The 18,306-nt window shown below is 75.0% G+C and carries 15 protein-coding genes and 1 pseudogene; 6 read left to right on the top strand and 10 right to left on the bottom strand.

Annotation, left to right across the window (positions count from 1 at the left end; genetic code table 11):
- Nucleotides 1–51 precede the first annotated feature (51 nt).
- Entirely contained in the window at nucleotides 52–561 is a 510-nt protein-coding gene (locus NAEX_RS03210) for a hypothetical protein (RefSeq protein WP_143140421.1), read from the bottom strand.
- A gap of 730 nt (nucleotides 562–1,291) precedes the next feature.
- On the opposite strand from NAEX_RS03210, the gene NAEX_RS03205 reads away from it, so the two are divergent.
- Nucleotides 1,292–2,503 (top strand): patatin-like phospholipase family protein, encoded by a 1,212-nt coding sequence (locus NAEX_RS03205; protein ID WP_170135408.1) that lies wholly within the window; start codon nucleotides 1,292–1,294, stop codon nucleotides 2,501–2,503.
- Between the two features lie 175 nt (nucleotides 2,504–2,678).
- On the opposite strand, the gene NAEX_RS03200 is transcribed toward NAEX_RS03205, so the two are convergent.
- From NAEX_RS03200 to NAEX_RS03180, 5 genes and pseudogenes are all read right to left on the bottom strand, one after another.
- Nucleotides 2,679–5,030, bottom strand: a complete 2,352-nt coding sequence (locus NAEX_RS03200; protein ID WP_143140420.1) for a prenyltransferase/squalene oxidase repeat-containing protein — start codon at nucleotides 5,028–5,030, stop codon at nucleotides 2,679–2,681.
- Nucleotides 5,031–5,132: 102 nt separating this feature from the next.
- Nucleotides 5,133–5,273, bottom strand: a pseudogene (locus tag NAEX_RS54345) (helix-turn-helix domain-containing protein); the annotation flags it as partial.
- A gap of 210 nt (nucleotides 5,274–5,483) precedes the next feature.
- Nucleotides 5,484–6,593 (bottom strand): HEAT repeat domain-containing protein, encoded by a 1,110-nt coding sequence (locus NAEX_RS03190; RefSeq protein WP_096326043.1) that lies wholly within the window; start codon nucleotides 6,591–6,593, stop codon nucleotides 5,484–5,486.
- Between the two features lie 162 nt (nucleotides 6,594–6,755).
- Nucleotides 6,756–7,121, bottom strand: a complete 366-nt coding sequence (locus NAEX_RS03185) for an Mpo1-like protein (RefSeq protein ID WP_096333507.1) — start codon at nucleotides 7,119–7,121, stop codon at nucleotides 6,756–6,758.
- A gap of 317 nt (nucleotides 7,122–7,438) precedes the next feature.
- Complete coding sequence (locus NAEX_RS03180) at nucleotides 7,439–7,903, bottom strand: NUDIX domain-containing protein (protein WP_245913601.1); 465 nt, start codon at nucleotides 7,901–7,903, stop codon at nucleotides 7,439–7,441.
- 62 nt (nucleotides 7,904–7,965) lie between these two features.
- Here NAEX_RS03180 and NAEX_RS03175 point away from each other — a divergent pair, with 62 nt between their 5' ends.
- From NAEX_RS03175 to NAEX_RS03165, 3 genes are read left to right on the top strand one after another with little or no spacing between them, the layout of a single operon-like run.
- Complete coding sequence (locus NAEX_RS03175; RefSeq protein WP_096326042.1) at nucleotides 7,966–8,478, top strand: DUF507 family protein; 513 nt, start codon at nucleotides 7,966–7,968, stop codon at nucleotides 8,476–8,478.
- Nucleotides 8,478–9,284, top strand: coding sequence for an adenine nucleotide alpha hydrolase family protein (locus tag NAEX_RS03170; RefSeq protein WP_096326041.1), 807 nt, complete (start codon nucleotides 8,478–8,480; stop codon nucleotides 9,282–9,284). Before NAEX_RS03175 ends, NAEX_RS03170 begins: the two co-directional genes overlap by 1 nt.
- Nucleotides 9,285–9,297: 13 nt before the next feature.
- On the top strand, nucleotides 9,298–10,980 hold the full coding sequence (locus tag NAEX_RS03165) for an acetate--CoA ligase family protein (protein ID WP_100792877.1): 1,683 nt from the start codon (nucleotides 9,298–9,300) through the stop codon (nucleotides 10,978–10,980).
- Nucleotides 10,981–11,295: 315 nt separating this feature from the next.
- On the opposite strand, the gene NAEX_RS03160 is transcribed toward NAEX_RS03165, so the two are convergent.
- The 4 genes from NAEX_RS03160 to NAEX_RS03145 form a co-directional block, all read right to left on the bottom strand.
- Complete coding sequence (locus NAEX_RS03160; RefSeq protein WP_096326039.1) at nucleotides 11,296–13,086, bottom strand: HEAT repeat domain-containing protein; 1,791 nt, start codon at nucleotides 13,084–13,086, stop codon at nucleotides 11,296–11,298.
- 318 nt (nucleotides 13,087–13,404) lie between these two features.
- On the bottom strand, nucleotides 13,405–14,373 hold the full coding sequence (locus NAEX_RS03155; RefSeq protein ID WP_096326038.1) for a TerC family protein: 969 nt from the start codon (nucleotides 14,371–14,373) through the stop codon (nucleotides 13,405–13,407).
- 11 nt (nucleotides 14,374–14,384) lie between these two features.
- Nucleotides 14,385–14,906 carry a hypothetical protein gene (locus tag NAEX_RS03150; RefSeq protein ID WP_096326037.1) on the bottom strand — a complete coding sequence of 174 codons (522 nt, stop codon included), beginning with the start codon at nucleotides 14,904–14,906 and terminating at the stop codon, nucleotides 14,385–14,387.
- Nucleotides 14,907–14,945: 39 nt separating this feature from the next.
- Nucleotides 14,946–15,764 carry a competence/damage-inducible protein A gene (locus tag NAEX_RS03145; protein ID WP_096326036.1) on the bottom strand — a complete coding sequence of 273 codons (819 nt, stop codon included), beginning with the start codon at nucleotides 15,762–15,764 and terminating at the stop codon, nucleotides 14,946–14,948.
- A gap of 131 nt (nucleotides 15,765–15,895) precedes the next feature.
- Between NAEX_RS03145 and NAEX_RS03140 the strand changes: the two genes are divergently transcribed.
- Both NAEX_RS03140 and carA read left to right on the top strand, forming a co-directional pair.
- Nucleotides 15,896–16,900 (top strand): aspartate carbamoyltransferase catalytic subunit, encoded by a 1,005-nt coding sequence (locus tag NAEX_RS03140; protein ID WP_096326035.1) that lies wholly within the window; start codon nucleotides 15,896–15,898, stop codon nucleotides 16,898–16,900.
- Between the two features lie 19 nt (nucleotides 16,901–16,919).
- Nucleotides 16,920–18,110, top strand: a complete 1,191-nt coding sequence (gene carA / locus NAEX_RS03135; protein WP_096326034.1) for a glutamine-hydrolyzing carbamoyl-phosphate synthase small subunit — start codon at nucleotides 16,920–16,922, stop codon at nucleotides 18,108–18,110.
- Nucleotides 18,111–18,306 lie beyond the last annotated feature (196 nt).

Here is an 18,306-nt window from a genome sequence, read left to right as displayed (position 1 = left end):
GCGGCGCGGGGCGTGCTCGAACGGGCGGGTCCGTTCGGCGAGGGGCGCCGCTCAGTCGCGGCGCGGGCCGTCGTCGAGCAAGGCGAGGAGGGCGGCGCGGCGCGGGTCGACGACGGCGAGGACGTGCTCGACGATCGCCCCGGCGAGCGGGTGCCCGTGGGCGCGCCAGAAGCAGCGGGCGCGGTCGCCGAAGCCGGCGAAGAAGCGCGCGGCCAGGGCCTCGGCGGTGGCGAGGGGCATGCGCGCGTCGTCGTCGTAGATGCCGCGCATGAGCAGGCCGACGACGCTGGAGCGAGCGGCGGCGGGGTCGGCCTCGACCCACGGGAAGGGACGGCCGGGGAGGTCGACGATCCGCGCGAGGTCGGCGAGGGCCTGCGCGAACGGGTCGGCCTGCTTCGCCGCCGGCGCGGCCGACAGCAGCTCGCCGCGCAGGAGATCGGCGAAGTCGTCGTCGGGCAGGTCGGAGGCGGCGGCTGGGTCGTCGCGCTCGAGGGCGCGGCAGACGACGCGGCCGCCGCGGGCCTGGGCGATCGCGCGGGTGAGGTCGGCAGCGTCGAGCACGACGAAGGCATGATGCCGCACGGGCGGGCGCGGGGGCACCGGCGGCGTCGAGCACGACGAAGGCACGATGCCGCACGGGCGAGCGCGGGGGCACCGGCGTTTCGCGGCCGGACACGCGAGGGCCCGGGCGTGGCGCCGGCCTCCACCATCCGCCGCACGGGCGGGCGCGGGGGCACCGGCGGCGTCGAGCACGACGAAGGCACGATGCCGCACGGGCGGATGCGGGGGCACCGGCGTGTCGCGGCCGGACACGCGAGGGCCCGGGCGTGGCGCCGGCCTCCGCAATCCGCGGAGGGGGTCGGCGGAGCGGTCCCGGCAGGGCGGTGCCGCCCGGGTGGCGGCGCAGGGACGGAGCGCGGCGTGGCGGTGATCGACGAGCTGATCGATACGCCATGTCTTCGGCGCGTCGCGGCCGGCCACGCGGCGGTGGTCGAGCGAGCGCCCGGGCGTGGCGCCGGCCTCCGCGGTCCGCGGAGGGGGATCGGCGGAGCGGTCCGCGGGGCGGCAGGGCGGTGCCGCCGGATGGCGGCGCGCGGACGGAGCGCGGCGCGGCGGCGAGCGACGAGCTGATCGATAAAACATGTCTTTGGGGGCATGTCGTCGGGCGGCGGAGCCGCCGGGGTGAGGCGATCGCTCGCGGTGAGGGCAGGTCGGCGGCGGGTGCCATACTGGGGGGTCGGGCGCGTCGCGCGGCGACGGGCCCGCCGCGCCGGAGCCGACGGCCATGCCCGTGCCCAAGCGACCCCACACCGCGCTCGTGCTGTCGGCCGGCGGCGTGCGAGGCGCGTACCAGGTCGGGGTGCTCGACGGGCTCGTCGACGTGCTGGGCGTGCGCGGGGCGAGCGGGGCGCCGCTCTTCAGCGTCTTCGCCGGGACGTCGGTGGGGGCGCTCAACGCGGCGTACATGGCCGCCAACGCGCACCACGCCGATCACCGCGTCGCCGGGCTGGTCGACGTGTGGCAGCGGCTCGCGCTGCGCGACACCCTGCGCTGCACGCCGCTGACGCTGTGGGGCTGGCCGCTCTGGCACCTGCCGGGCCGCTACGCGAAGTACGCCAGCCGAAGCTCGCCGTACGTGGGGCGCTCGCTGTTCGACCCGCGCCCGACCGAGCGCCTGCTGGAGCGCGTGATCGCGTGGGACCGGCTGCACGCGAACGTCGAGGCGGGGGTGGTGCGCTCGCTGGCGATCGCGGCGCTCGACGTGTGCGACGGGCGGACGACGCTGTTCGCCGAGCTGGCGCCGGGGGTCGAGCTGCGCCCGAGCCAAACCCACGCGCGCACCCACCTGACGCCGATCGACGCCCAGCGGGTGCTGGCCTCGTCGGCGCTGCCGCTGGTGTACCCGGCGCGCAACATCGAGGGGCGCTCCTACATGGACGGGGCGCTCCGCTTCGGCACGCCGATCGGCCCGGCGCTGCGGGCCGGCGCCGACCGGGTGGTGGTCATCTCGCTGCTCGAGCGCTCGCCCGCGCCGCAGCCGATGGACGCGCCCGATGTCCCCGGCTTCGTGTTCATGCTGGGCAAGATCTTCGGCGCGCTGCTGCTCGACCCGGTCTCGCACGACGTCGACAACCTGCTGCGGATCAACCGCATGTTCGCGGCGATCGACGAGGTGCTCGGGGCCGCCGAGTTCGCGGCGGTGACCGAGCGCCTCGACCAGGCGCGCGACCTGCCGTATCGCCGCGTGCCGACGCTGGTGTTCCGGCCCAGCGAGGACCTGGCGGCGGTCACGGCGTCGTTCATCCGCCGCGACCTCGCAGACTCGGGGATCGACCCGATCCGGCGAGCGATCATCCGCTGCCTCAGCCGCTCGCCCGTCGCCCGCACGACCGAGCTGGCGTCGATCCTGCTGCTCGACGGCAGCCTGGCGACGCGGATGATCGAGCTCGGCCGCCGCGACGCGCTGGCGGCGACGGACCGGATCCGCGAGTTCTTCGCGTGAGCGCTCGCCCCGGCGCGCGCTCGTCCGCGTGCGCCGCGGTCACGGCGAGCGGCGGAGGCGAGCGGCTGCGCACGGCGTGCTCTCAGGGGCATGCTCGAACGAGCATGTGCTTTAGGCCATGTTCCATCGGGCATGTCTCACAGGGAAGGCGGCCGGCGGCGAATGCGGCCCGGGGTCACTCGGCGGTGCGGCCGAGGCGGCGGGCCAGGGCCCAGGCGGGGAAGATCTGGCGGTAGAGGTCGTAGTCGAGGACGGCCGTGTTGAAGAACACGCCGCTGGCGCGCTCGCGCGGCCAGCTGCCGTCGGGCTGCTGGCGGGCCTGGAGGTAGGCGATCGCGCGCTCGATCGCGGGCGCCTCCTCGGCGGTCTCGGCGGCCATGAGCGTGAGGACGGCCCAGGCGGTCTGGGCGACCAGGCTGGGCTCGTGCGGGGGGAGCTGGACGTCGCGGCCGTCGAGCAGGCCCTCGAAGCTCTCGCCCCAGCCGCCGTCGGGCCGCTGGCGGCGCAGCAGCCAGGCGACGGCGCGGCGGATCGCGGGGTGCTGGCGGGGCAGGCCGGTGGTGAGGAGGGCGTGCACGGCGAAGAAGGTGCCGTAGGTGAAGTTGATGCCCCAAAAGCCGAGCCAGCCGCCGTCGGGGTGCTGGGCGCGGAGGAGGAAGGCGACGCCGCGCTCGATCGCGGCGTCGACGTCGGCCAAAAGGCCCGGCGGGATGGCGTCGCCGAGGCGAACGCGGGCGAGGGCGAGGCCGCGGACGCAGCTCGCGGTGCACTCGGTGTACGAGTACTCGAGCATGCAGTTGCCGTAGATCTCGGCCGGGTTGAAGTGCTTGAGCACGAGGCTGCCGCGGCGCGGCTCGTAGGAGCCGAACCCGCCGTCCTCGTTCTGACGGCGCAGGACGAACCGCAGGGCGGCGAGCTGGCGCTCGCGCGGGAGCGGCTCGGCGAGGCGGTGGTCGGCGCAGTGGATCAGGGCCTCGAGCGCCTCGGCGGTGCAGTCGCTGACGGGCCACGGGTGGCGCTCGTCGGCGAAGCCCCAGCCGCCGTCGGCGGGCTCGCGGTAGTGCGCGGCGCCGCCGGGGATGTCGCCGCGGATCTGCGCGGTCGCCAGCCAGGCGGCGGCGCTGCTCCCCAGCGCCTCGGCGGTGGCGCTCCGCGGGCCCTCGCACAGGGCCTGGAGGAGGAAGGAGGTGTCCCAGATGTCGCTGCGGGCGCCGCAGATCCGGGTGCCGTCGACGTCGTCCTCCCAGAACCAGTACTCGAGGCCGCGGAAGGCGGCGTCGCGCTCGGGGTGGTGCGGGTCGTGGTGGTGGAGGGCGAGGTTGAACAGCAGGCCGTTGACGGGGCTGAGGCAGACGTTGCCGGTGCTGCGCAGCTCGAACAGGACGTGGTCGATGGCGCGGGCGAGGGCCCGCTTGCGCACGAGGCCGGGGGCGGCGCGGTCGAGCGCCCGCATGGCGGCGAAGGCGGCGCGCAGGCCGGCGCCTGGCGCCTCGTACAGGTCGGTGGCGGCGATGTCGTCGCGGTGGGCGCGGAACGGGGCGCGGTCGTAGCCGCCGTCGTAGAGCTCGTCGCGGATGTCCCGAAGGACAGGCGAGTCGGGAGCCTGGACGCGGGCGCCGTAGAGATAGCTGAGCCCGAGGTAGATCAGGCGCATGTGGCAGTAGAGGCGGCGCGGGTGGACCGGCGCGGCCTCGGGCAAGAGCCACATCTCGGGCAGGATCGGCTGGACGCACTGCCACGGGTAGAGGCCGAGGAGGGCCAGCCAGATCCGCCCCCACGTCGGGTTCTTGGTGACGCCGCCGTGAGCGCGGATCCACCGCAGCGCGCCGGCGGCCAGCGGGTCGTCGGGCGGGTGGCCGAGCAGGCGCAGGGTGACGTAACCGAGGGTGGTGTGGAACAGCCAGCTGTCGCTGTCGGGGTGCATGCCCCAGCCGCCGTCGGCCCGCACCTGACGCTCGAGGGCGAGGCGGATCCGCTGCCGCCGCACCGGGGCGATCGGGCGCCCGAGGACGTGACAGGCGATCACGTACTGGCACACGAGCATCGGGTTCCAGATCACCTCGCCGCCGACGGCGCCCTTGGCCGCCTGTACGCCGCGGAGGTGCTGCAAGGCGCGCTCGTAGGCGGTGGCGAGGTCGCTGCGGGGATCGGTGGCGGTGGCGGGCGTCACGAGGCGAGGGTGGCAAAGCGGGCGGCCGGGCGCTGTGCGCTGGATCGCAGGGCCTCTGGCGCCGACGAAGGCCAGCACGGCCCGGGCCACACCGTCCTCCAGCGCCCGATCGCCGGCGAACGCCGGGGGCTCGAGCGCGGCCGCGTGGACCCGCGACTCGGTCCGTTGCAGCAGCACGTAGGCGTCGAGCCGCTCGTCACGCGCGTGTCCGCGGCCGCGCAGCCAGGCCGCGGCGCTCGCCAGCAAGGCGCCGGCGCCCGGGCTGGCCGCGAGCGGGCGCTCGCGGAAGGCCGCCGGGCCGTGCAACAGCGCTTGCAGGCGCGGCTGCCGGCGATGCAGCGCGATCAGGTCGGTCACGAGCCGGCGCAAGGCGGGCTCGGTCGGCGTGGCGACGTCGGCCAGCGCCGCCGCGACGAGGGCGGCGACCTCCTCGGCGTGGCGCTCGGGCAGGGCGGTGAGGAGCGCGTCCTTGCCCGGGAAGTCTTGATAGAGCGACCCGACGCTGACGCCGGCGAGTTCAGCGACGTGGTCGGTCGTGGCGGCGTCGTAGCCGAGGCGATCGAAAACACGAGCCGCAGCGACGAGGACGGCGCCGCACAGCGCGCGCGAGCGGTCCTGCTGCGGGTCCTTGCCTTTCGAAGCATGTCCTTGAGCGTCAGGACGGCGCGCGCGTCGGCGACGGCCTCCTGCGGCGGGGCGGTGCCGGCGAGCTCGTCGAGACGGAGCTCCAGCGCGGGCGGTCGTCGAGCGTCGTCGAGCGGCGCGCGGCGGCGGGGATCGTCACAAGGTCTTGCGGACAGGTCCCGGAGGCTATGTCTTGGGGGGCATGTCCTCGAGCGCGAGGGCGGCGAGGGCGGCGCGGGCGTCGGCGACGGCCTCCTGGACGGCGGGGCGGCTGCTGCGGGCGAGCTCGTCGAACAGCGGCTGGCCGATCCGGGGGGCGATGCGGACGAGGACGTAGGCGGCGCGGACGCGCATGACGGCGGGGGTGAGCCAGCCGCGGGCGATCTTCACGATCGGGGGCACGGCGGCCGGCGGGGCGGCGGGGCCGAGCGCGGCGAGGGCCTCGAGGGCGCGGGCGCGGTCGCCGGAGCGCTGCAAGGCGAGGAGCAGGGGCGGGCCGCCGCGGGGGTCGCGGGCGGCGGCGAGGCCGAGCGCGGCGGCGAAGGCGAGCTCGGTGGCGGCGCGCGGGTCGGCGACCACGGCGGCGAGGCGCGTGCAGGCCTCGGGGCCCGGCGGGTCGAGCTCGGCGAGGGCGCTGACGAGGGCGAGGCGGACCTGCGGGTGCGCCTCGCCGTCGAGGGCGGCGCACAGGGCCGGCTCGGCGGCGCGGCCGGCCAGCTCGACGAGGCCGCCGGCGGCCTGGAACCGCAGGTCGGGCGCGGGCGCGCGGAGGGCCGCGGTGATCCGGGCGAGCGCGGCCTCATAGGTGATTCGGGACAGGTCGCTCGGGACATGTCCCGGAGGACGCAAGGGGTGCGGGGCGGCCGGCGGGGCCTCGACGGGGCGCGGGCCCTCGGTTTCGTCGGGCTTGACGAGGTGCTCGGGGGCGGCGGCGAGGCCGAGCAGGACGCAGGTGATGGCGGCGCACTCGCGCAGGTAGCCGGCGTCGGGCCCGGGGTCGGGGTCCTGCAGCCAGGGGTCGATGTGGGGGATGACGTCGGGCTCGCCGAGCTGCCCGAGGCCGGTCGCGGCCATGGCCCGGACCGGGACGACGGGATCGGCGAGCGCGGCGGTCAAGGCGGCGACCACGGCCTCGCCGCGCGGGTGCGCTGCCGCGAGGTGCAGGGCCGGTGACGGATCGCCGAGCTCGGCCAGCAGCGCGGCGGCCAGGTGACGCACGGCCACGCTGCGCGAGGTCGGGTCGGGTGAACGCGCGTCGCGCAGGGCGGCCTCGAGGGTGAGCGGGAGCGAGGGCATGCGGGCGCGTGGAGGAGCCCGGGGACGGCCGGAGGGGGCGAGCGGGCAGAGGCGACGCGGCCCGGGAGGAGGTGGGGGGAGACGGTGGGTTGTCCTGGAGGACAGGTCTTCAGGGACAGACGTGACTGTCCTTCAGGACAGGATGCTCGCGGCGGCGGCGGGTCAGGTGCGGGCGCGCTGGGGGGCGTCGGGCGCGGGGGCGGTGCTGCCGAACAGGCGGATCATCTCGCCGCGCATGCGCCCGGTGAGCCGGAGGCGCAGCATCTTCATGTCGCCGACGAGGGACCACAGCGGGTACTTGAAGCTGGCCGGCTTGTTGCGCTCGATGAAGAAGTGACCGATCCACGCGGGGCCGTAGCCGATCACCAGGGCCAGCGGGAACAGGCTCCAGCGGCCGGTCCAGGCGATCCAGGCGAGGAAGAGGTAGGCGCTGCCGGTGCCGACGTAGTGGAGCGCGCGATTGACGGGGTGGCGGTGCTCGCCGAGATAGAAGGGCCAGAACTCGGAGAAATCGCGGGGCGCGGGCATCGCCCCGACCATACGCCGCGGCCGGGCGGCCGTCACGCGCAGACGCGGGAGGTGGCTGGAAAGACAGGTTGTGCGCGCGATCGCCGGACGGGCGCCGGGGGTGCCGCCCGGCGAGCGCGGAGCGGCCCTCGCGCAGCAGGTGGGGGCGGACGCCGCCAGATCGACGAGGAGGGTGTCCTCACGCCCCGCTCGCGGCGGCACCGGCTCACAGCGTGGGCCCGGCGCGAGGATGGTCGCAAGGACAGGTGCGAGCGGGGCCCGCGCGCGCCGGCGGGTGCTCTCGAGGGTCCAGGCCGGCCGGGGACGGGCGGAGCCGCTCAGGGACGGATGGGGAGCGGCGGGGGGTGGATCCGGCCGTGGCGCACGTCGGCGATGAATTCGCGGTCGGCGGCCAGGAATTCGCCCACGGGGAGGGCGTCGAGGTCGTGGGCGACGACGGCGGCGTCGGCCTCGAGGCGCAGGGCGGCGTGCCAGTCGGTGCCCAGCCAGGCGCAGGCGTCGACGTGGTAGACGACGAGCAGGACCTCCGGGCCGGGGCCGGGGTAGACGTGATGCAGGACCTCGGCGACGGCGCCGATCGGCAGCTCGCCCGCGGCGGGGCCCCACTCCTCGACGAGCTCCCGGCGCAGCGCGGCGCGCGGTGACTCACCAGGCTCGACCTTCCCGCCGGGGAGCTCGAGGGCGCCGGCGCCGTGGCGGGCGCCGGCCGGTCGGCGCTGGACGAGGAGGCGGTGGGGGCCGAGCCAGACGAGGCCGGCGGCGACGATGAGGCGGGGCTGCACGCCCGTGGTTGGTACCGCACCCTGGACGCTCGGAAAAGCTACGCCTATCCTCGGCCCACCCCATGCGTCTTTATTCAAGTAAGATCTCGACGATCGTCGAAGCCGTGAACAAGACCCTGGTCGACGCCGGCGACCTCGAGGTCAGCGACCGCGAAGAGTTCAAACGGGATGTCGAGTCGATCCTCAAGGAGTACCGACGCAAGGACCGCGAGCTCACCGATCGCGCGAAGGACGAGCTCGAGCGGAAGAAGCTGGCCTACTCCGAGCTGTTCAAGGTCAAGCGCTCGATGGCGGACGAGCAGGACTTCGGCATCGGGGAAGAGGCTTTGAACTGGATCGCCAATCAGCTGCTCGAGCTGTTCATGCAGAGCAAGTTCGTGTCCGAGATCTACGCCGACGACTCCGTGATCCGGAAGAAGCTCAAAGAGATCCTCCGCCGCCACATGCAGGCCGACGAGGACCTCGACCGCGAGGTGCGGCGCCACCTCAAGCACCTCACCGAGAACACCTCCACGTTCGAGATCGAGTACCAGAAGCAGCTCGAGCTCATCAAACGGAAGCACGGTCTCGACTAATGGCTCATATCCTGGTCTACGCCCAGCGCACCCCGCAGGGGATCCATCCGGCCAGCGCCGCGGCTCTGTGCCTCGCCCGCGACATCGGCAGCGAGCGCGGCGCCACGGTCAGCGCGGTCTGCCCCGGCGACGCCGGACGCGCCGACCAGTTCGTGATCGGCGCGGTCAGCCGGTTCGGCGCCGACGGGCTGACGTTCCTCGGGCCGGCCGGCCTCAAGCCGCTGCAAGAGCGCCTGCACCCGCTGCTGGTGTTCCTGCCGCACACCGAGGAGGGCCTGGCCGTCGCGGAGACGCTCGGCGGCGCCGAGGCGCTGTGGCTGCAAGAGCCCGAGGTCGAGTGGGAGCGGCTGGCGTCGATCACGGCGATCGTCGCCGGCACGCTGCCGTGGTACGAGCTGCCGGCGATCATCGACGCCGAGTACGACAACGAGGCGAGCCTGGTCGACCTGCCCGAGTGGGTCGCCCGCCTCGAGCAGCACAGCGGCCGCGGTCCGCTGCGTCACTTCGCCCGCGAAGACCTCGACCAGGCGACGCGCGCGGCCCTGGCGTCGATCGGCGCCAAGCCGGTCGGGCCGGAGTACCTCGACCAGCACACGGCAGGGACGCTGCTGTGGCTCGGCGGGGCCGACCAGCCGGTGCCCGCGGCGCTGGCGTCGCGCGGCCCGGGCGCCCGCGTGATCCTGTTCCCCGGCGAGAACGCGGAGGTCGACGCCTCCTGGACGCGCGCCGACTGGGTTTTGCCGGGCGCGTGGCCCGAGGCGGTCAAGCAGCTCCACAGCGAGCTGTGGAAGCCGGTGATCGTGTGACGGGCGCGCCTTGGTGACCGCCGTCGAGCGAGCTGCCTCATCGACCAGGTCCGCCCTGCGGGCGCTGCTGGCCGGCGAGGCGCTGGTCGGCGAGGACGTCGGGGCGGCGTTCGCCGGCCCCGGCGAGGTGCTCGGCGAGGCGGCGCTGGCCCGCCGCGTGCGCGAGCAGGGCGCGGCGGTCGTGGTCGCGCGCGAGCCGTCGCCGACGCTGTTGCGAGCGCTGCGCGAGCGGCCGCCGGCGCTGCTGGTGATCACGGGGCCGGAGCTGCCGGTCGGGCTGTCCTCGCGGACGCTCGGGCCGGCGGCCGAGCTGGCGATCGAGGGCGGGGAGCTGGTGATCGTCGGGCCCGACGCGGCGGCGCTCGCCGGGCTGCGGGCGGCGTTCGAGGCGGCCGGGATGCGGCCGCGGCTGTCGCTGTGCCCGGCGCCGGGGTGGCTGCCCGAGTGGCTGGCGGCGCCCGAGCTGGCCGGCTGCCGCACCGCGGGGATGGTGCCGGCGGCGAGCCTGCACGCCGGCTGGGCCCGCTGGGCCCGCACGGCCGGGGCGCGCCAGGTGGTGGTGCCGCTCGGGGTCGAGGCCCCGCGCGTCGACCAGCCGCGCCACCCGTCGCTCGGCCAGGCGGCGGCCGCCCACGCGCTCGAGCGCCTGACCGGGCCGGTGTTCCCGAGCCCGGGGGTGCTGGCGCTGCTGCTCGACGCGGAGAGCATGTCGCATGGGACAGGTCCGAAGGAACATGTCGTTGAGGGCATGTCCGAAGAGGCAGCGTCGGCGGCGGCGCTGTGGCGCCAGGCCCGGCGGGCGCTGCCGCTGCAGGGCGACGACCACGGGATGGAGGCGCCGCACCCGGGCCTGCGGCGGCGCGGGCCGGCGAACGCGACCACCGACGCGTTCCTGGCCCAGCGCGCGCTGCTCCGCCGCGAGCGCGCAGAGGCGCTGGTGCGCGCGGCCGCCGACGAGGCGGCGCCGACGCTCGAGCCGGCGGCGCTGGCCCGCGCGGAGGAGGTGCTGCGCTCGGCCGGGCAGGCGCTGTCGGAGCACGAGAGCAAGGTGGTGCTGCGCGGCTTCGGCATCGAGGTGACGCGCCAGGCGGTCGCCAGCTCGGCCAGCGGCGCGGCCCAGTTCGCCGAGCAGATCGGGTTCCCGGTGGTGCTCAAGGCGGTCAGCCCCGACCTCCGCCGCAAGCAGGAGCTCGGGGCGGTGGTGCTCGATTTGACGACGTCGGCGGCGGTCCGCCGGGCCTACGCGACGATCGTCAGCAACGTCGAGGAGCGGGCGCCGACGGCCCACCTCGACGGGGTGCTGGTGGCCGAGCAGATCGGCGAGGGGCTCGAGATCCACTGCGGCGCGGTGGCGCTGCAGAGCGGCGAGACGGCGCTGTTCGGCCGCGCGCTGGCGGGGCACCAGGAGGTGGTGCTGCGCCTGTCGCCGCTCGACCCGGCCGAGGCGATGCTGTTCGCCCAGGCGATCGTCGCCGGGGTGCCGCTGCGCCGCAAGGAGGACCCGGGCCTGCGCGAGCTGGCCGGGCTGCTGCTCCGCCTCGACGCGCTGGTCCGCCACTTCGGGGCCGCCAGCGCCGACAGCGAGGGCCGCCTCGAGCTGGTCGACCTCAGCCCGGTGCGCCTGTGCGCCGGCCCCCGCGGCTACGTGACGCTCGACGCGCGGATCGTCCAGCGGGCCCACCTCGAGGGGCTGTGAGGTCTTTTCCGAGAGAAGGAAGAAGTGCGGCGGAGGTGGTCGCGGCGGAGCGCAGGCCGAAGCACCAGGCCCGCGGCGACGTGAAGCTGGAGCTCCGCTCGTACGGGGGGCCCACCGCTCGGGGCTGTGCGCGTCGCCCGAATGATGCCGCGCCTCGCGGCGGGGTGACGCCCAGCGGGCTCCGGGTCGCGGCGGTCAGCCCGGTGGGTGCTCGCGGACGGGCGTCGAGCGTGAGATCGGGCCCGGTCTTTTGGACATGGTCGAGCGAGCATGCTCTCATGGGCATGTCCTCATGGGTCCTGGAGTTCGGAGCGCTCAGCGCCGGCGGTCGTTGCGGCGCCAGCGGGCGTCGTGGGCGCTGCGCTCGGTGATGGCGGCGATCGCCTCGCGGGCGGCGTCGCGGACCGGGAAGAACTTGCGGCAGCGGGCCTCGTCGCAGCTCTGCAGGCCGTCGGGGGCGTAGGGATCGCGCAGGCGGGCGCGCAGGGCCGGGAGCGCGGCGCGGTGGCCGATCTTGCCGAGCGCGACGGCGGCGGCCTCGCGCGTCCCGGGGTCCTCGGCGCCGAGCCACGCGGTGAGCGAGCGGGCCAGCGTTTCCGCCTCGTGGAGGCGCAGGACGGTCTCGCAGCTGCCGCCGAGGCCGGTGACGTGGCGCGACCACTGGCTGCTGATGCTGCCGAAGTAGATGCCGGGGTCGTCGGGGTCGCACGGGTCCCACGCAGGCCGATCGGCGACGGCGCCGATCGCCGCGAGCGCGCGCTGGCGCGGGCCGTCAGCCAGGTCGGGCAGGCGGCGCTCGAGCTCGGCGAGCGCGGCGCGGCCGCTGACGTCGGCGAGGCCCTCGATCGCGTGGACGCGCGCCTCCCAGGCTTCGGGGCCGCGGCGACCGAGGCGGGCCAGAGCGGCGGCGCGCAGCGGCTCGGGCGCCCGCTCGAGGGCGGCGCGCAGCACCGCGGGCTCGGCGTCGCGGCCGGCGGTGAGGAGGGCGCCGCGGTACAGCCGGGCCACGTCGAAGCCGGCGGCGGCCAGGCGGGCGGGGCCGTAGTCCATGCTGTCGGGGGCTGGCCGCGGGTACATGTCCCGAGGGCCATCGACGTCGAGGAGCCGCTCGGGGACGGCGACGCGGCAGTCGCCGGCCCGCTCGGCGCTGCGGATGGCGCCGCGGACCTGCTCGGCCCAGCGGTAGGAGACGCTGGTGCCGCACATGCCGCCGCCGGGGTCGGCGCGGCGGTAGAGCCGGCCGGCCAGGGTCGGGTCGCCGAGCAGCTCGGCGCCGAGGGCGAGGTCGCGGAAGACGTAGGAGTAGCGGGCGCCGCCCCACGCCCAGTGGCTCTCGGCGCTGCCCTGGATCGGGCCGGGAAAGCCGAGCCGGGCGAGGTAGGCGCGGCCGTGCTGGACGAGGCCGACGACGTCGCCGCGGGCCCGGGCGTCGCTCGCGGCGGCGGCGAGACGGTCGTTCTCGGGGTCGGGCGCGGCCGGGGTCAGCGGGCTGCCGGGGCTGGCCTCGACCGCGCCGCCGACGAGCGGGCCGGCGTCGGCGACGGCGGCGAAGAAGTAGACGAGGTCGTCGAGCTCGGCGGGGGTCGGGGCGTCGCCGCCGAGGACGCCGCCGCGGCGGCGGAGGACGGCGAAGTCGGCCAGGGCGAGGCGGGCCGCCGCGACCTCGCCCGGGGTCGGCGCGGCGCAGCGGGCCTTCGGGATCGCGTCGGCCATGGCGCGGGTGAGGATCGCCTCGAGGGCGCGCTCGGCCTGGTAGATGCCGATCGCGTCGAGGCGCAGGAGGATCGGCGCGTCGGCCGGGAGGCCGATCTCGCCGAGGGCGTCGAGGAGGAGGCCGGTGGCGCGCTCCTGGGCCAGGGCGGGGCAGGGGGCGGCGCTGCAGGCGGCGTACATGTCCTCGAGGACACGTACGACCTCGGCCCGCCCCAGGCCGGCGGCGGCGGCCCGCTCGCCGAGGGTCTGGTCGCCCGGGTCGGCCAGGCCGGCGCGCGCGACCGCGGCCCGGGCGGCCTTCGCTGCGCTGTCCCAAGAGACCTGTCCCGACGTGCCGGTCGATGACGCGGCGGGAGCGAGGGCGAGGACGAGCGCGAGCGCGGCGGGCGTCATGGCGGGTCAGACAGTGGCGCGGCGCGTGGGTTCCGGGCGCGAGCGCGGATGATGTCGAGCGAGCGGTTCGGCGTGGGAGCGCCCGGAGCTCGGCGCGCTCGAGCTCGGCACTCCGTGCGTGACTCGAGCCCGCCGCATCGTGACGTGACGGACGACGCGTCCTCGCCCCGCACGTTCGGCGCGCACCGCATCGACCCTGGCGTCCGGGAGCGAGGACGCAGGGTACTCTTACGCCCCCGGGACGCGGACGGCGCAGACGGGCGCGCGCGGATGCCTGGCGTTCAAGACATGTCCTTGCAGACATGTCTTTGGAAACATCTACTTGTTCGGCTCGGCCGGGTGGCTGGGCGGGAACAGCAGGCTGAGGGTGATGGCGCCGCCGATCAGGACCGACACGGTCGCGAGCGAGACGCCGACGGGGATGTGGAACGGCTCGAGGTACGGCGGGTAGCCGACGCCGAGCAGCATCTTGACGCCGACGAACGACAGCACCAGACCGAGGCCGTACTTGAGCAGCCAGAAGCGGTCGATCACGTTCTCCAGCAGGAAGAACATCGCCCGCAGGCCCATGACGGCGCACACGTTGCTGGTGAAGACGATGAACGGGTCGGTGCTGATGCCGAAGATCGCGGGGATCGAGTCGAGCGCGAACACGACGTCGGCGGTCTCGACCATCAGCAGGGTGACGAACAGGGTCGTCACGTAGCGCTTGCCGTCGCGGGTGACGAAGAAGCGCGGGCCCTGGAATTCCTTGGTGACGCGGAAGTAGCGCTCGGCCCAGCGCTTGACCCAGTTGTCCTGGCCCTCCTCGTCCTCGCCGCCCTCGCGCACGAACAACAGGCGCAGGCCGGTGAACACGAGGAAGCCGCCGAACAGGTACAGCGACCAGGTGAACATCTCGATCAGCGCCAGGCCGGCGACGATGAAGATGCCGCGCAGGATCAGCGCGCCGAGGATCCCGGCGAACAGGATCCGGTGCATGTACTCCTGCTGCACCCGCATGTAGCGGAACAGCACGATGAACACGAAGATGTTGTCGACCGAGAGCGCCTTCTCGATGAGGTAGGCGCTGAGGAACTCGAGCGCCTTCTCGGAGCCGTAGGCGTGCCAGACCCAGCCGTTGAAGGCCAGGCTCAGCAGCACCCAGATGCAGGACCACATCAGCGCCTCGCGCATCGACACGCGGTGCGGCTTGCGGTTGAAGAGCCCGAGGTCGATCGCCAGCAGGAAGAGGATGCCGACGAGGAACGCGCCCCAGGTCAGGGGTGAGCCGACTGATTCAAACAAGTGAGGCTCGCTCAGCTCGCGGGGGTCGTCTTGTCGGTGATCAGCTCCATCGCGTCGGCCTTGACCTGGATGGTCAGCTTGCGCGGCTTCGCGTCGGCGTCGTAGCGCAGGTCGACGAGCGTGCCAGTGAAGGAGATCGGGAGGTTGCGACCGAGCGGGCGGCCGAGCTCCTCGGTCGAGAAGATCCGGTAGTCGATCGTGATCTCGAACAGCACCGGCTCGGTGACGTGGGCGAAGGTCTCCCAGGCGCCGTGCTCCGAGCCCTCGACCCCCGCCGCGATGCCGTTGCCCGCCTCCGTGACCGCCTGCCCGCGGAAGCTGCCCGGCTTCTCCTTCAGCGCCTTGACGAAGTCGTCGCGCTCCTGGGGCTTCATCATGTTGAAGCTCTCCAGGTTCTTCTTGTTAAAGGTGAGGTCGGCGCCCTGCGGGTCGTACGCCGCGGGGAGCGCCAACAGGTCCTTCTTGGGCTGGCTGCACCCAGAGACGGCCAGCAATGCGCTGGTGAAGAAGAGCGCGGTCAGGCTGCGGCGCATGGCCGGGAAGCTAGCACGGAACTTTCGGCGGAGGGATGGTCACAAGAGCGCGCCGTCCGGCGGGACCGTCAGGACGGCGGCGTCGCCGAGCGCCCGCGCGAGGGCGTCCCGGGCGTCGCCCGCTCGCCCGGCGTGCGCGCCGATGGCCTCAAAGGTCACGCGCACGACGCAGCGCAGCCGCCCGTCGTCGCCGCTCAGCCAGCGCGGATAGGACCCGATCTCGACGTCCGGATAGTCGGCCACGACCCGGTTCAAGCTGGCCGCCAGGTCGGACTCGTCCATCTCCGTGTGCAGGGTCTCCAGCGCCCAACCACCGGCGTCAGGCAGCTCGCCGGGGATCTTCTCGAGCGCCTCGATCTTGGCCCGGCACAGCTCCGGGATGCCCGGCAGCACGTAGATCCGCCGCGCACCGTCCTGCGCACCGGCGGGCAGGTCGATCCGCATCACCGGCCAGCCGCGGGCGGCCGTCAGCGCGGTGCCCTCCGGCAGGTCGGCCATCTTCAGCGCGGCCTCGGTGATCCGCTCGCCGAAGTGCGCGCGCAGGGTCCGCTCCATGTCCGGGTCGCGTCGCAGCGGGCGGCCGATGGCCCGCGCGATCGCCTCCATCGTCACGTCGTCGTGGGTGGGGCCGACGCCGCCGCTGGTGAACACCAACGGCACGCGGGCGAGCAAGCGGAGGAGCGCCTCGCCGATCGCGCCGAGGTCGTCCTCGACGGTGCACATCTCGACCAGGCGGATCCCTCGCCGGCGCATCATCTTCGCCAGCTCGTGGCCGTTCTGGTCGCGGATCTTGCCGCTGAGGAGCTCGTTGCCGATGAGAAGGACGGCGGCGCTGGTGACGGTGGGTTCGCGGTCCATGGGGCCCTCGTCGCAGGGTACCAGGAGTGACAGGCAGGTGAGCCAGGGCACCGCCGCGGTCCGGGCGCGAGGGGGTGCGCGGGTTGACGCGACGCGCAGGCCGGCGCTATCCCTCCGCGCCAGGTAGAAGGATGCACCGCGCGGGCGACAGCGGCGACGGGGGCGCGGCGACGCGGCGGGGTCGTCGTCCCGGCCGCGACCTGTGCGAGATCGCCGACCTGTCGCCGGCCGAGGCCTGCGCCGTACTCGCCGCAGCCACCCGCGTCCTGCCGCTCGCCGAGGGCACCGGGGCCCGCGAGCTGCCGATCCTCCGCGGGGCCCAGATCTTGAGCGTGTTCTCCGAGCCGAGCACGCGCACCCGCCTCAGCTTCGAGGTCGCGGCGCGCCGGCTCGGCGCCGAGGTCGTCCACTTCGTGCAGGACGCCGCCAGCTCGGCGAGCAAGGGGGAGAGCGAGCGCGACGCGCTGCAGAACCTCGACGCCATGGGCTTCGACGCGGTCGTCGTCCGCGACCGCCGCGACGGGGTCCCGCGCGCCTGGACCGAGGTCATGCGCGCCCGCGTCGTCAACGCCGGCGACGGCGTCAACGAGCACCCGACGCAGGCCCTGCTCGACGCGCTGACGATCCTCGAGGCGTTCGGCCGCGCCCCGGCGCAGGGGGCGATGACCGGCCTGCGCGTGGCGGTCTGCGGCGACGTCCGCCACGGCCGGGTCGCGCACTCGGACCTGCAGTTGTTCCGCACCCTCGGGGCCCAGTGCGTGGTCGCGGGGCCCGGCGATTTGGCCCCGCCCGAGCTGGCCGCGCGCCTGGGAGCGACCGTCGCGCCGAGCCTCGACGAGGCGCTGGCCGGGGCCGACGTGGCGGTGATGCTGCGGATCCAGCGCGAGCGGCTCGGGGCCGACGTGGCGATCCCGGACGCGGCGAGCTATCACGCGGCCTGGGGGCTGACGCCCGCGCGTCTGCGCCTGCTCGCACCCGGCGCGATCGTGATGCACCCGGGGCCGATCAACCGCGGCGTCGAGATCGCCGACGCGGTCGCCGACGGCCCGCACAGCCGGATCCTCCGCCAGGTCACCCTCGGCGTGGCGGTCCGCATGGCCGTGCTGGCGCGCGCCTGCGGGGTCGAGCTGCTCTGAAGAACATGTCTGGAGGACCATGACCCAAGCAACAGCCCGTCCCGACCTCGCCGCCCGCCCGCTCGCCGCCGCCGGGCCCGCCGCGCGCCCAGGCGCGCTGGTCCTGGCCGACGGCCGGGTGTTCCGCGGGCTCGGCTTCGGCGCCGCGACCACCGTGGTCGGCGAGGTGGTGTTCAACACGTCGATGACGGGCTACCAGGAGATCGTCACCGACCCGTCGTACACCGGCCAGCTGGTGTGCCTCACGGTCTCCGAGGTCGGCAACGTCGGCGTCAACCCGGACGACGAGGAGTCGCGCGCGCACGGCTGCGCGGGCCTCGTCGTCCGCTCGCTGTCGCCGGTGGTCTCGAACTGGCGGGCGCAGGAGGACCTCGGCAGCTATCTGGCGCGCAAGGGCCTGCCGGGGCTGGCCGAGGTCGACACGCGGGCGCTGACCCGCCACCTGCGCGACCGCGGCGCGGTGATGGCGGCGCTGTCGAGCGAGCACGACGACGTCGAGGAGCTGCTGGCGCTGGCCCGCTCGGCGCCGTCGATGGAGGGCCAGGATCTGACCGGCCGGGTGACGACCGCGACGCCGTACGCGTGGGACCAGCCGAGCTGGGACCGCGCGGCGCCGCCGGCCGACGTCCACGTGGTGGCGTGGGACTACGGGATCAAGCTCAGCATCCTCCGGCGCCTGCGCGACGCCGGGGCGCGGGTGACGGTGGTGCCGGCGAGCACGCCGGCGAGCGCGGTGCTGGCGATGCGGCCCGACGGGATCCTGCTCAGCAACGGGCCCGGCGACCCGGCCGCGGCGACGGCGGTGATCGCCGAGCTGCGCAGCCTGTTGGCCGCGCAGGGGCTGCCGCCCGTGTTCGGGGTGTGCCTCGGCCACCAGCTGCTGGCGCTCGCGCTCGGCGGTCGGACCTTCAAGATGAAGTTCGGCCACCACGGCGGCAACCACCCGGTCCGCAACGAGGACGACAAGAAGGTCGCGATCACGTCGCAGAACCACGGCTTCGCCGTCGACCCGGCGTCGCTCGGCGCCGGCGCGGCGCTCACCCACCTCAACCTGTTCGACAGGACCTGCGCCGGCCTGCGCGTCCGCGGGCGCCCGATCGGCTCGGTCCAGTACCACCCCGAGGCCGGCCCCGGCCCCAACGACGCCACCGACCTGCTGGCCGGCTTCGTCGCCCAGGTCCGCCGCCTCCGCCGCGAGCGCGCGGAGTGAGTCCGGGCGGACAGGTCCGCCAGGACATGTTCGCAAGGGCAGGGCGCGACGGGCAGGGGTGAAGGGACATGTCCCGAGGGGCAGGTGAGGGCGGGACCGAGGGCCCCGCAGCCGGGTGGGCGGCGAGGACGATCCGCCGGGGATCTGCCAGCAGGGTGCTTGTCCGGCGGCCGAACGGCGACCGAAGCGCCCGGGC

It is taken from the genome of Nannocystis exedens, from assembly GCF_002343915.1.
Taxonomy (GTDB): Bacteria; Myxococcota_A; Polyangia; order Nannocystales; family Nannocystaceae; genus Nannocystis; species Nannocystis exedens.
The sequence above is the reverse complement of the archived record's forward strand: the minus strand, read 5'-3'. Positions and strand labels throughout refer to the sequence as shown.

What these genes read in the sequence shown, in the direction of transcription:
- NAEX_RS03190 (WP_096326043.1), bottom strand. Translation starts at nt 6,593, where the DNA reads ATGCCCTCGCTCCCGCTCACCCTCGAGGCCGCCCTGCGCGACGCGCGT.
- NAEX_RS03185 (WP_096333507.1), bottom strand. Translation starts at nt 7,121, where the DNA reads ATGCCCGCGCCCCGCGATTTCTCCGAGTTCTGGCCCTTCTATCTCGGC.
- NAEX_RS03175 (WP_096326042.1), top strand. Translation starts at nt 7,966, where the DNA reads ATGCGTCTTTATTCAAGTAAGATCTCGACGATCGTCGAAGCCGTGAAC.
- NAEX_RS03170 (WP_096326041.1), top strand. Translation starts at nt 8,478, where the DNA reads ATGGCTCATATCCTGGTCTACGCCCAGCGCACCCCGCAGGGGATCCAT.
- NAEX_RS03160 (WP_096326039.1), bottom strand. Translation starts at nt 13,086, where the DNA reads ATGACGCCCGCCGCGCTCGCGCTCGTCCTCGCCCTCGCTCCCGCCGCG.
- NAEX_RS03150 (WP_096326037.1), bottom strand. Translation starts at nt 14,906, where the DNA reads ATGCGCCGCAGCCTGACCGCGCTCTTCTTCACCAGCGCATTGCTGGCC.
- NAEX_RS03145 (WP_096326036.1), bottom strand. Translation starts at nt 15,764, where the DNA reads ATGGACCGCGAACCCACCGTCACCAGCGCCGCCGTCCTTCTCATCGGC.
- NAEX_RS03140 (WP_096326035.1), top strand. Translation starts at nt 15,896, where the DNA reads ATGCACCGCGCGGGCGACAGCGGCGACGGGGGCGCGGCGACGCGGCGG.
- carA (WP_096326034.1), top strand. Translation starts at nt 16,920, where the DNA reads ATGACCCAAGCAACAGCCCGTCCCGACCTCGCCGCCCGCCCGCTCGCC.